11 protein-coding genes are annotated in these 13,330 nt (G+C 38.4%); all 11 read right to left on the bottom strand.

Annotation, left to right across the window (positions count from 1 at the left end; genetic code table 11):
- Window positions 1-263 (bottom strand): hypothetical protein (locus ACSX1H_RS16980; RefSeq protein WP_439185433.1); only part of this gene is annotated, 263 nt, incomplete at its 3' end.
- Between the two features lie 159 nt (window positions 264-422).
- A complete protein-coding gene (locus ACSX1H_RS16975) occupies window positions 423-2,102 on the bottom strand; it encodes a helicase associated domain-containing protein (RefSeq protein ID WP_439185432.1) in 1,680 nt (559 codons plus the stop codon).
- A 166-nt stretch (window positions 2,103-2,268) separates the two neighbouring features.
- Window positions 2,269-3,012, bottom strand: coding sequence for a hypothetical protein (locus ACSX1H_RS16970; protein ID WP_439185430.1), 744 nt, complete (start codon window positions 3,010-3,012; stop codon window positions 2,269-2,271).
- A gap of 158 nt (window positions 3,013-3,170) precedes the next feature.
- Complete coding sequence (locus ACSX1H_RS16965) at window positions 3,171-5,882, bottom strand: restriction endonuclease (protein WP_439185429.1); 2,712 nt, start codon at window positions 5,880-5,882, stop codon at window positions 3,171-3,173.
- A 490-nt stretch (window positions 5,883-6,372) separates the two neighbouring features.
- The gene (locus tag ACSX1H_RS16960) at window positions 6,373-7,806 is read right to left on the bottom strand and encodes a relaxase/mobilization nuclease domain-containing protein (protein WP_439185428.1); all 1,434 of its coding nucleotides are present in this window, start codon (window positions 7,804-7,806) and stop codon (window positions 6,373-6,375) included.
- A 3-nt stretch (window positions 7,807-7,809) separates the two neighbouring features.
- Complete coding sequence (locus ACSX1H_RS16955; protein ID WP_439185427.1) at window positions 7,810-8,187, bottom strand: plasmid mobilization protein; 378 nt, start codon at window positions 8,185-8,187, stop codon at window positions 7,810-7,812.
- A gap of 203 nt (window positions 8,188-8,390) precedes the next feature.
- On the bottom strand, window positions 8,391-9,074 hold the full coding sequence (locus tag ACSX1H_RS16950; RefSeq protein ID WP_439185426.1) for a DUF3945 domain-containing protein: 684 nt from the start codon (window positions 9,072-9,074) through the stop codon (window positions 8,391-8,393).
- Window positions 9,075-9,107: 33 nt separating this feature from the next.
- The gene (locus ACSX1H_RS16945) at window positions 9,108-11,027 is read right to left on the bottom strand and encodes a type IV secretory system conjugative DNA transfer family protein (RefSeq protein WP_439185425.1); all 1,920 of its coding nucleotides are present in this window, start codon (window positions 11,025-11,027) and stop codon (window positions 9,108-9,110) included.
- Window positions 11,028-11,084: 57 nt separating this feature from the next.
- Window positions 11,085-11,879, bottom strand: coding sequence for a DUF4138 domain-containing protein (locus ACSX1H_RS16940; protein ID WP_439185424.1), 795 nt, complete (start codon window positions 11,877-11,879; stop codon window positions 11,085-11,087).
- Between the two features lie 19 nt (window positions 11,880-11,898).
- Window positions 11,899-13,035 carry a conjugative transposon protein TraM gene (traM, locus tag ACSX1H_RS16935; protein WP_439185423.1) on the bottom strand — a complete coding sequence of 379 codons (1,137 nt, stop codon included), beginning with the start codon at window positions 13,033-13,035 and terminating at the stop codon, window positions 11,899-11,901.
- Window positions 13,019-13,330, bottom strand: a complete 312-nt coding sequence (locus ACSX1H_RS16930) for a hypothetical protein (protein WP_439185422.1) — start codon at window positions 13,328-13,330, stop codon at window positions 13,019-13,021. Before ACSX1H_RS16930 ends, traM begins: the two co-directional genes overlap by 17 nt.

Below are 13,330 nucleotides of genomic sequence, written 5' to 3'. Positions count from 1 at the left end.
TACTTATATTTATAGGAAGAAAGGAGGTCTAATAAGCAAGCCTCTTCAGATATAAGTCTGTTTTTATCGTCAAATTCATATTTAAGATATGAGCAATCAATAGTGTCTCCTTTTAGGATTTTACCATCTTTCTCCACGACTTTAAATTCAAGTTGATTAACTGTCTTTACATTTCCAATAAATTTCAGGTCTTTGCCAGGAAAACTTTGTCCACAAATTAAGTTGGTTGTAAAAACTAAAAAAATCGTTATCAACTTGTTCATATGTCGGTTTTTAAATAGGGTATAACGGTGAGAATATGGGGCGTTTGGCATTTCAAAGCGCCACAGTTTCAAACCGCTATATATTTTATTAATTGTACACATGTTCAAATTACCACATCGCCCCGCATTACTTATGACCGCGTGTTAGGGGCTGGCATTCTATGGTTTATCATATGGAAATCCAGCTTTATCAAGTATTTCATATTTCCATCTGTTTTTATCATTATTCCATCTCTTGCTTTGACTTCTCAATTGTGCCACATCATCGCGCATTTTTTTGATTTCTTTCTTTTCTTTATCAGTTAAATAATTGTTTTTTCCAATTTTATCTATTTCTTGAATTTTCCTCCAACTATTTAATTTCTTTTCAATACCTTCTCGATGTTTTTGTTTTTCCCATTCCCATTCGATACCATTTCTTGCAAGTAAATCACCAAGCATTTCAATCCTAATTGGACTTATCAAGTCGGTTCTATTCTCTCTTTCCTGTCTCACCTTAAATGTCATTTGGTCATTTACCCAATGTCCGACTCTTGTTTTTTGAGATGGTACAGTTTTGTAATTTACTTTTTTGCTATAATATTTCTCAAGAGTAACTAAATTATCAGTCCATTCATCATCTGACGACCTTCCTCCTGCATGAGATGGCTCCCAAACGAAATTAATCGAATTCATTTTATCCTCTTCATGTTGTGTCCAGGGTGGAGGATAGTTTGGATTGCCCTTTCTGCGTTGCTTTTGGTAAGCACACCAAGTACCTAATTTATAATAAGGATTTAATTTGTCGGTAAATTGAGGAACATGAGTAAAGTTACTATTTGGGTTGACCTTATTTTTATAGTCAACGAGTTTTTCAAAATCCTTATCCCATTTAATTAATCTTTTTCTCAACCTGCCGACACCTGCAAATGGGAAATCAACACTTTTTAATCTATCCTCTATGTCTTGTGGCAACTCGTTTTTGTTATAGAGTGCATTCATTTTTTGATACCAACGGAATAATTCTCTTTCCTCATCGGTTTCAGGGTGCTTACTTACAATTCCTGATGGATTGACATCTCTTTTATAGATTACATATCGTTCAAGTAAAATCTCAAATCTTTCATAATCATATGCAGTAAAATGACGTTCTCTTATTTTTGATTTTAAATGTTTTTGTTCTATTCCTGAATCTAAATCAAACTCTGAAACTTCAATACTTTCATCTTGGTCATTTTCTTTTGAACCATCAATAGACTTTGGTTCTGTTATTTTATCTCCACGTTTTGACTGATTAAAAAGTAAGTTTTGACTTTCCAGTTCTTTGAGTAATTTACTGTCAAGTAATCTGAGTTTAGTAGATGATAGATTTAATAAATCCTCAAAATATTCTTTAATTTCACCGAGTACTTTTTTCCCTTGATTATCAGTCTTAGTAAAAAAGTCAAGCTGAATTGAAGCCTCTATGTTATTTTTAATTCCTGAACTTGTAAGATTTGAGGAACCCATAATAATTCGGGTATGTTTTTCTCCCTCAAAAATGAATAATTTAGGATGATACGTTATATATTCTCTTGTGTCGTGATAAATATAGGTTTCAATATTCTCATTAATTAGTTGTTCAAGAGCTTCTTTTGATGTTCCTCTATTATCAACTCCAATAAAAAAGCGAATCTGTTTATAATTTTCTTGAGCCTTTTTAATGTATGGAGCTAACAATCTTACTCCTGAAATTGCAGCAAATGCGACGAAACCATTAAAGGTATCATATTTAGGACTGGCAAACGAAACAGCAAGTTGTTTTCCAACATTGAATTTATTTTTTGTGTCAAGTCCGTGTCCTAAAAATTTAGCTTTCATAGTGCTGTGTCTTTTGTTCTGCTTGCCCCTAACGGTGAGTGTATGATGCCGTAAGGGATTGCGGGCTCCAAACCTATCAAACCGATGAGAAGTTGAAGCGAGCTACAATCGTTGATTTTACTACTATTTAGCCTATTTTGTATATACATTGTTAGCGGTTCGGGCTTTATTCTTCTATTTTATCTTTTAATCTATTAAGCATATAATCATCTGGATATTGCTCTAATCCTTGTTTTAATTTCTTTTGGGCTTTCTTTGTTTTTCCTACTCCATTATAATATGAAACTAGCGAATAATACGCTTGATTTTTGCCCCACATTGGTAACCGACAATCTTCTTTGCTATTCTCTTTCAATGAAATTGCCTTTAGTAAATACTCTTCACATTTCTGTCCTCCTCCGTAACTGGCAGGCAAGTGTAAATCAAAATTTCCAAGGACATACCATGCTCGTAAATTCTCATTGTCTAGTTTCACCGCTTCGTTAGCATTTTTATTGATTTTTTCTTTTAATTCTCCTATTTCTACTGAACTAACAAACTGGATTGAATAATTTTGCAGAAATGCAATTAACGCATAGGTTTCAGAATCCTTGTCAGCCTGTAATTCTAATTGAGTAATAGCTGTCTCTATCTTCTTCTGGCTAAGCTCTCTATTACCATTTTTCAGATAATATAAAGATTGATAATACTGGTTATAACTTTTCCAATAAGTGGAAAGTTGCTTGTTTTCATTAATCTCCAATAAACTATCTAATTCTGTCAACTTAGTAATATCTTGAACTCTAAATGAGTATAAAAAGTTGTCATATATTCTTTTTTCAATGTTACATAGTAAAGTATCCGTCTTTGATGCTTCTGAGTATGAAGCAAATGACATTATAGTCACACAAATAATTATTATCAATCTCATTTTTATACTATTTTATCTATTTATTCTACCGCTGTTTTCTTGCCTGACCGCTAACGGTAAATTGTATGAGTAGTGGCAGATTGCGGGCTTCTTTCCGCTCAAACCGCTACGCAGTTTGAGCGGGTTATAAACCTTGATATTTGGCGCATTGCCTGCCATTACTTATACAAAATGTTGTGCAACGTTGATTTTTCCTTTATATACTTTGCCCATTGCATTAAATATCCAGCATAGATTACTTTTGAACCATGTGCTAGACTTGCATCTAAAATATCTGGATAATTTCTCAACAAACCTTTCGCAGAACTTCTACCAACATAATTATCAATATAATCTGTAGCTTGTTTTATTTTTGGAACTTTATATGCCTGTTTGACAAGTACTTTTTCGAAATTGGTATTATCAAGTTTTTCACAGATTGCTGTATATTCAAATTGTCCACCTTTCAGCTCAACAAAACCTAAAAGTGCCAAATCTCGAATTACATTTGTATCTAAAGTATTAAGGTTTAAATCATTTGGTATTTTTTCAATAAAAGGTATAATCTGTTTTGTCGATTTTCTAGGAAAAACACTTTCAAGGTTTGATTCTAGGTTTTTATAAAATTTCCTTTTAAGACCTCCACCTTTTGTTGGCAACTCAATATTATCTTTAAGTTTAAGATTGCTAAAGGCTATCCAATTAAGAAGAAAATTAGCATAAATCTTCCATGTGCTATCTTGAAAACTATATCCTTTAAAATTGGATTTAAATATTTCAATTATTTTGTCAGAAGTTATTATTGATTTATTTTCTTCTAATTGGTTAACAATTGAATAATTTTTAAATTTTTCTGTAATAAATTCTTTGAAGTATACTTCTGTAACTTTAATATTTTTGATAGCTAAGGCATATTTCTCTTCTTTCTCAAGCTTTTTAACAAGTCCAAGATTCCTTAGGTCAATTAAACTGTTTTCAATAGCTGGTATAGTTATATCCTTTTCTCTTTTATCTCTGATTTCATTTGGGGATATACTTTTACCAATTTCAAAAGTCGTAAATATCTCAAGACAAGTATTAACACTTGAACGAATTATATAGCTTTCACCTATACGAGGAACCTCTCCAGTTACAAGGTAATCTCTAAAAATATCCCAATAGATGTTATAGTTTAATCCAGACCTAATTATTAATCGTTTATCTCTCAACGAATTTATTACGTCTTCAGATATTTTATCATTAACCTCAGATGCTTCAAAAAACAGACTATCTGATGCTCTTTGAGCAATATATTTAATACCAGAAGTTTCAGTTGGGCTTAGTTTTTCTAAATCTGTTTTGAATAATTCCTCAATATTTAGGTTTTCATCAATTAGTGTAGATTTATCTTTGCCAGCTTTAATCTGGTCGTAAATATGAATGCATAGTTTTTTTGTTAACCACGGAAAATTTTGTGAGCTTTCTACAATTCTTCTCTTAATGTCAGTATCTACTTTACCAATACTTTTTTCCAATTGTAGAATTATTCCATTTGTCTCTTTTGAACCGAATTCTGGTATTGAAAACGCTTCTGCTTGTTCCTTTGCTTGTTGCCACAAATGGTAAGCTTCATTTTCACTTGGAATGAGAATCTCAGTTTTCCATGAAAATCCAACAATCAAATTTCCTTTCAAATCAGTTACATCAGCTAAAAATTTATAAAAGGTTTTAAATAGGTCGTCCTTTCTGAAAATATCTTCAAATTGGTCAAATATCAATATTAGTATTTTATTGCTTTGTTTTAAGTACTTAAGTAACTCCTTAACAGACTCTGAGTTTAATAAATCAAAGGTTGACGTAAATGATATTTCTTTTGCGAATAAATCTGTTTTTATAAAACTGTCCGATATTGCTTTTTTAATTAATTTCTCAAAAGATAAAGCAACAAAGTTTGAAGAAAGCGCACTTCGAGAGTCAATTGCTAAAGAATAATATTTGTTTTTATAATACTTGTTTCTACAACGACCTTTTAAATCTGCAACTAAAGAACTTTTACCCCAACCTGATTTACCTGTAAGATAGAATACTCGTCTGTTAGATTCATTAGAGAGTGCTTTATTGAAGAAATTAAAAATATCAGTACGAATTTGGTCTCTTCCCACAATATGTTTGGTTGATGCTGGTAAATAATCATACCAGTTTTCACTCTCTTGTACTTCTGATATTGATTCAATCTCAATTTTCTGTTTTTCTAAAGTAGGCTCAGTTTTTTCTGCTGAAATTAATTCTATATCCAGATTTTTTATTGAAGGAATTTTTTCTTTTAATATTTCAAGATTTTTATCATCGTCTATGGGTTCAGCTGTTTTGGCGTTTATCAAATAAAATGATTTAGGTACGGACCCCAGTGAATCTTTAATTAGGTGAATATAGTAATCTCCGAAATATGTTATTGCTAAAATACTCTTAGTAATTTTCTTTGGAAATTCCGTCGCAGTTTTAATTTGACCTGACTCCTGTAACAGCTTTATAACTTTCTTAGGCTCAAAGAAAGTAATGTGATTATAACGCTCATCAGCTTGCATTTCTTCAACAATTCCTTTTGCTTGATGCTCTAGTTCTTTAGTCCGAATAAAGTAGCCATAGTTAACCTTCTTGAATCTTACTTTTGATTCAAATGTTAATATTTCAGCTGAGCTAACTTTTTCTTTAGCTTTACATTCAACATATAATGTTTCATTAGGTCTATCTTTATGTTTCCCAATCAAATCCAGCTCCATTCCTGTGAAGTTAATATTTGAACTAACCTCATATCGATGTGACTCAATAATTTCTCTAACAATTCTCTCAAAGCAATTACCTTGCTTATATGGATTTTTGTCCTCTAATATTATTTGTATCTCTGAATTCATATTTATTTTGTCGGGTTCTTTTTTTAATGTTGCACAACTAACTTATATCCACACATCGTTAGCCGATACATTATTTATACCACCTAAAATTATGCAGATACAACAAATCTATATCCGCATCCAACTGCAGATACATAAAAAGTTCCTTTATGATTCCACCTCATAATGATTCTCCCCCTGAGGCGGCTATTCTCGATTAGTGCATACTAAATTAAAGTATTTCTTTAAACAACATGCATCCAATTGATAAATATTATCCACCCATCAATTAACAGCTTTGATATACTGATAGAAAAGAAGGCAAAATTTGATTATGTATTATGTGCGGGAGGTTATCTGTTAATCTAACTTAACCCTTGTAGATTTGATATTTACATGTGATTGGAAAATGAAATTCAGAAACAGCGGGTTTTGATCCTGTAAATCAATATTTATTTCTCAAATTGGATGCTATTTATCAATTGTATCTCGCATTACTGCCAGGGTGGGTTTAGGTTCGTCTACTTCGTTTTTTTGTCAAACCTTTCCTGGCTCCTTTGCGATGTTTTGCACCCATTTTTTTCTGCCAATCCCGATAATTCAACAGCTCTAATAGGAACTGATGATTTAGCCTTTCCCACCAGCTTCTATCCCACTTATTGTTGTAGGATTTGGAAGTTGAATGTGCATTATCAATCGCCTTATTCACCATAAAAGCCAAATGGGATTTGATGGCCTCAAGAACAGTTGCCTTCTCCTGACTATCAAGCTGAGCTGCCAGGTGATTATACACTTCACAATCGCTTAAATTCAGCTCTTTTAAAACAAGATTTCGGCTTTCACTATCGCCTATAGCCGATTGTTCTTTATCAAGTATGGCTTCAGTTATATTAACATGTTTTTGCTCTAGTTGATGCGTCAACTCACGAATCATACCGTGAAACTGGTCATTACTTAAGACAAATGTTTGCAAACGCATCCTGTATCTATTTAGCAACAGCTGCGCATCCACAACCGTTTTGTCCAAAGGGGAGTAGATATTCAGGTTGCCATTCTTTGAAAGCTGATACGGCAAAAGGTTGTTCCTTATAAACATTTCTCGCAACTCATAAATGGTGTAAAAGCGGTAGTTTCTATTTAACTCCTTAAGCAGACTCTCCACTTTCTGTTGTAATCTCTGCTGTAGCTTTTCATCTGGCTGATGCAGCTGGTACGTAGAATAGTTGGGTGGCTCTATAAACTGGGATAAGGCCATGGGATAGCGCAAAATCTGACCATCCTGGTCTTTAACGATAACCGATTGACCTTGCTCCGACTGGTATAGTTGCAGGTTAAAGGATTTCAAAATATCCAGGTATTCCTGCCGGTTTTGAATATTGGACTGATTGAGCAGCTTAAACACTTGTTGAATGCCTTCATGTAGGATCGGACTATTGATGGTTGGAATGAGTTGTACTTTATCCAGCTCCGTTTTTGTCGTATCCAATTTATATCGTTGCTGAAGTCCCTGGATAAACTGATGAGCTTTACGCTTTTCATTATTGTCCTTTATCTTATTTCTTGTCTGCACATCAATGCGGGTGGAGACGATATGAAAATGCGTGCGTTTTAAGTCTGCATGCTCGTACACAAAGTAAGGCTGATGTCCATAGCCCATGTGCTGCATAAAAGCATCTATCTCTTTTTTTAAGCCTTCTTTAGTAAGTTTCACTAGCTCTTCGTTTGTTGGATTCACCGATACATGAAAGCACTTGTTCCGACAACGCTTATTGCCCTTTTCAATTTCCAGTAATTGCCCTAAGCGTTGAGATGATGGATAAGCAAAAGGCCTTAGTTCAGTGGTGTTCTTGCTGTAAAAAAACCGGGCCTGCCCCTGCTCCACCTTGCTTTCATTGTAGTTCAGAGCCTCCTTTGTCGAATGGGTCTGGTGAATCTTGATAACCACGGTCTATTTGATTTTGCGCAAGTGCTGTCCCAGTATACGATAGCAGTTTTTCAGGTGCTCAAAACATGCTTTAAAGGTTTCCTTGTCCTCCTCGGTCAGCATATAGGTATTGTAGGCATTGAGCTTATGTGCCACCTGATTCAGGTTGGTGCCGATTTTGGTCAGATTGTAATCCATGGTTTTAAAAACGCGAATGTAATCGGCACTGACAGTTATCCGTTTTGACAGACGCTCTTTCAAGAGCCGTTCACGGGCATAGTCGCTGATGGAATTGTATTTTTCTTGTTTAACGCTTGCAATAATCTTTTGCTTCTCCGATTCCGTCAGGTATATCTTAAACTGAATAGTCCGCAGCTGTTTTGGGGATTTTCTTTGTGCCATGATTATGGTGTTATTTAGATTTTCACTCTTATTCATTTCGGTCCCACGGGGCAAGTCTATTCGTTTTTTAGGTACTAAAAAACACATCTTGCTTCCACTTCGTAAGAGGTATTTATCAGCTCTTCTTTGGGGTTAAAAATAAGTGCTAAAAAAAGGAAAAGAGGACGTTTCCACTTTTCCTTTCGACTATGAATCAGCTATAATCATCCTCCCACTTTGGCAGCTTTTCCCTGCTTTTGTGTTTCGGATTTTTCTTGTGTCTGTGTCGCAGCTTTCTCCTGCTTGAAATTGCTGAAACCGATATTCCGCTCCGCCGGGTTAATCTGCAGCGTAGCTGAAAACTTCTTATCGTTACGGCCGATCATGCCCTTAAGCTGCACCTTTTCGCCATTGGACAGTCTTTCCTTCTGAGCAGTGGTCAGAGTCACCCCTTTGATTGTATCTGCTATCTGAATATTCTTCTGTTTCAATGGGATGATTTCATTGGTTTTGGCGTCTATGCCGATGTAGTACTTATCTTTCTTTCCGGAGAAATCTTGCAATTCAATCGTCTTCCCGATGTTTTTATCCTGCAGCAAGGCCGCCTTCTCTTCCTTTGAAAAGGTATGCCCCATAAAACTATCCGGTATATGCAGGCGTTGAATTGGGTGGATGCGTACCTTTATCTCTCCCTCCTCTCGCTGAAGCCTTATCTTGGCTGGTATCCGGTAGTTTTCGTCATTGATTTTAGCACTGACCGTATACAACTTCTGCGAACGAAATCCATTCAAAAAATCGGTCAATTCCTTCTGCTCCATCTTGTCGATAAAGTCTCTTTTGATGCCCATTTTTTCCAGTTTGGCCATGGGCACTTCATCCAGTCCATAACGTGTTTTTTGCTCCATCATTTCTGTATTTTAGGGGTTTAACAATAGTCGGTTTCAACCTGGTGGTATCCGCTGCCTGCAGATACTTTGTATATCATTATAGATGCGCAGCCTGTTGCCTTCCAGCACCTTCTCTTTATTGTCAAAGGTGTAATAATCCGGTATGACTATTTCGCTCTGAATATTCGTGGCCTGGGGTTTAATAAGGGCGTTAAAGCTCTTTCGTGTAATAGGCTGCTCAAAACTATCGGCTACCTGCCCCACCATATAGCCTTGCGGTAAGGTGGCTATCTTACCTTCCGGCACCAGGTAATCCATCTGGGTGGAGATGGTGGATGACTGAGTGGCCCGGTTAATGCTTATCGACTGTCGCTCCTGCAAAACTTTACCCATGCGGCTCTGGATGTAACGCGCTGTATCGCCTGTGGCCTGGCCAGAGAATACATTCCCGATGTTGGTCAGGATGGCGTTGGCGGCTTCCTTGCCATAGTCCCTCACCAGCTGGTCGATGGTTTGTATGCCCAACAGGGTCGATATCTTATTGCTCCGGGCAGTGGCAATGAGCGTGTCCAAACCTCTGAAATAGATGGTGGGCAGCTCATCAAAGATTAGGGAGGATGGTCGCTGCCCCTTCTTGTTGATGATTTTCAGCATGCGGGTGATAAATAGGGAGAGTACAGCCCCATAGATTTCAATGCGTAAGGGGTTATTAGCCAGGCAAAGCACTTTGGGGGATGCCGGATTATTGATATCCAGGGTAAAATCATTGCCCGAGCAAATCCAGTAGATTTCAGGCGTGATGATTTTGGAGATGGCAATTTTCAGACTGCCCAACTGCCCTTCCAACTGCTCACTGGCACCTCGCTGATGGGCATTGATAAAGGGGTTGATGATGTTCACCACGTCCTGCTCCGTGGCCATGATGTCAAAGAGCTCATCATAGTCCAGCTGCAATAGCTCAATGGCATGGGGTAAGGTGCAGTATCTGCCCTTTTTGTAGCGCTTTAAAAACCAAATTACCGCCGCAAAGAAGGTAACGGCCGATTCGGAAAAGAACTCCCCTTGTTTGCGTATCCATTCCCGGTTCAGGTTATACAGAATGGTGCGGGATGCTTCAAAGGCGTCAATGGGACTATCCATCAGCTCCGGTGCCAAGGGGTTACAGCGTTGGCTCTTGCGGATATCATCCAGGTTAATAACACAAAATTGGGTATGAACCGGCAGACGTCCATTGACTTTACCTCGCAGGTATTGCGTATAGGCCAAGGCGGATAAATCGGGGTATTTAAAATCATAGACGCACATAGAGAAGCCTTTTCGCAGGTGTTGCGAGATAAAGGGCTGCACCACACTATAGGACTTACCTGAGCCCGGCGTACCTATGACCATGCTGGCCCGAAAGGGATTGACCACATTGATCCAGCCATGACGGGCTTTATGGTTGTAAACATACTCACTGCGCAGGTTCACCGACCATTCGTTGGTCCTCAATGCCTCATCCTGCAAAAAACTTTCATTACTCGTATTAAAACGGTCTTTCATCAGGTTGACACTAATGAGCTTACTGACGTTATCAAAACCCACATTGACCATTACAAAGGCGATTAGGGAACTGAGCATATAGGCCAATGGCTGCTGAGGCAGTAACCATAAACTCGCCCAGTAAAATGTTAAGCCCCATAGAATTTGCAGCACTATCACGGCAACTTTCAAGTCCGGCTGTTTCTGTGCTTTAGTGCCCATACAGGTGATGAGCAGTACGCCCAAGGTCAATAGCTTGGAAGGTATCAATTGGGATAAAAAGCTTAATTGCTGCAGCTTTTCAAAGACAAAGCCCAGCCCTTTCAGATAAAAATCCTGTGCCACAAAATAATCCAGACAGGTCAGGTAAAACGATAGCAGTAACAGCAGGTAGCTGATAAAGCGAAAGGCTTCATGCAGTCGTATTAATTGTATGCCTTCGGATTGTGACATTTCTTTGTTTGAGTTTAGGGTTTAGTTTTCCTTGTTGCTTTTATATTGTCTTCCTGTTCAAAGTGCTTTCGCCTTGACGATGGCTTTATTGTCAAAAATGAGACTCAGGTCGCGCCCGGTGTAAGCGGCTGTTTCTTCCTGCAAGAGGACCTCCACTTGTTTGTGTTTGGGGATAGAAAAGCTTTTAAAAACAAGTACCATGGTCTTTGCCTCCTGTGGTGCGATCATGAGCTCGGGTTCAGAGACACGCCAAGGCTCCAGCAAGTATTCCTGCACATTGGCGGCTTTCTTTGGCTGTCTATCGCGCATCAAAAAAACAGGCACTTTGGCTTTGTACACCAGGTTGGAATGGTTTGTCACCGTGAGTTTAACAAACAGTAGTTCGTGCCGGACACGAATCTCGTCCAAGCTCAATTCTATTCTCTCATTTTTGATGGCACGTATTGATTTTTGGGAACTGTCAGAACTTTGTAATTGTCGCATGCAGCCCAGCACTTGATGCAGTGGTAGTGCAGTACCCACTTGTTCTTGTATCACATCACCTTTAAAATCGTCAAGTTTCAATTGCATGAGACATTGCCTTTTGTGGCTCACCTGAAAAGCATATAGCTGATTGCCGCACATCAGGGTTAAAGAACTGGTATCGCTAAAGGCAGTAAGGGCTTTGATACGCACTAGATGGGGATAATCCGCAATGGCTTCGGCCAATAATTTAGTGTGGCTGCCCACCTGCACGTAGCTGACGGCTTTGGGGCAGATGATGTGCACCGTAGAATGCTCCGCCACCTGAATATGGTTTTGTGCATACATTTTAAAATTTAGAACCAGCGACAATATCATTAGTGTTTTCATCTTCTTTATTTTTAAGGGATTAATCATTTTTAAGTATCAAGACCGTGTTTTTTCTCAGGTAAACCCGCTTTAGCCGGACTCGCTTAACCATGGTCTTACTCAGGTCAGCGGCGGCACTAACCCCGAGATACGACAAGGGATGGTCCGATGGCGGTAATAGAACAGATGGGTTCACACCACCGGCCACATCCTTATACACCTTACGCTGCACATTATCCGGCACGTAAAGTCCTCTGATACCATCCAGGTCATAGGCGCTTAGCTTGACCGGTAGAAACGCATCCAGATAGGGAAGGCTGGTAATGATTAGCTGCAGGCGTTCATGCTCTGTTTTGCAAAGACCATATATCAGGGTGCCTTTTCGAATGGTCTTCTCCCCTATCACTGCATCGTTCATCAGCTGCAGCATCACCCGGTTACCGGATAACACTTTGGTATCTTCCACAACTCGCACTTTGATACTTTGTTTTGATTGGGAGACAGGCTCAAAACCGCTGTTTGTATTAAGATGCACACCCACGCTGGCCTCTAACTCTATTGCCTTATTCGTGACAAGTATTTTTTGAAGCTGATGGTTCAATGAATCATTCTGTAGAAGTAAACGTTCGTATTCCCCTAGTAAGTGGTTCAAGGTTTGTTGTTCCATATCGCCTGATATTGGACTGTGTCTTCTCGCCCTTGAAGGATTTGGGTAAGTACGATATGAATCAGGCTCTTTATCCACCGGTTCAGCGCTTGTATTACCCCTTCGCGTTGATAGACTTTGGGTTGTTAGCTGATTTTGCCCCTGCAAGGCTTCCCGGGATTGGGCTTCCTGTTTTTTGACGTGTGCCAATAGCACTTCATTGATTTGCTCTGCAGATACGTTCTCAGATATTTCCAGGGGGTTGAGCGCCGTGGTCGTATCAATATCCAACTGGACCGGTTTTACCTCTGTTTCTTCCCCCATCTGCTGATAGGCCTCCTGTTTGTCCATGATCGCAATATCCCGGTTGGCTTCGGGCAATTGGTAGTTGGCTCCGCTTGAACTCGTGCTTTGGTTTGTTTCACTCACCGGGCTCCCTCCTCCCAGAATATAGAATATCAGTACGATAAAGGGTAAGAGTGCCAATGGCAGGATAAAAAGGGCTTTGTGTTGCTTAATCTGCTTTTTCATGGATTTGCTGGTTTAGTAGTTGCTCAAATGAATCGACGGGCAAAGCAAAGGGGCTTTGGGTCAGTTCGGTGCTGTCATTGCCCAATGAATCTGTCACCGCCTCACCCCATAGTGTCTTCATCAAATGGTGGTTAAGGGACAGGTGAGATTGCATAAATGACAGCACATACAGCATGAATAAGATGCCTAGGATGACTATCCATTTAATTGTTCGCTTTTGCTGACTAAGTCCCTTATCTTGTTCATCAACTTTCTGCAATAAGTCTTTGGTGTATTTCTTAATCTGGTTTTTCAT

Origin of the sequence: Carboxylicivirga taeanensis, assembly GCF_051851475.1 — a bacterium.
GTDB classification, from domain to species: Bacteria; Bacteroidota; Bacteroidia; order Bacteroidales; family Marinilabiliaceae; genus Carboxylicivirga; species Carboxylicivirga taeanensis.
This window is presented reverse-complemented; position numbering and strand designations above follow the sequence as displayed.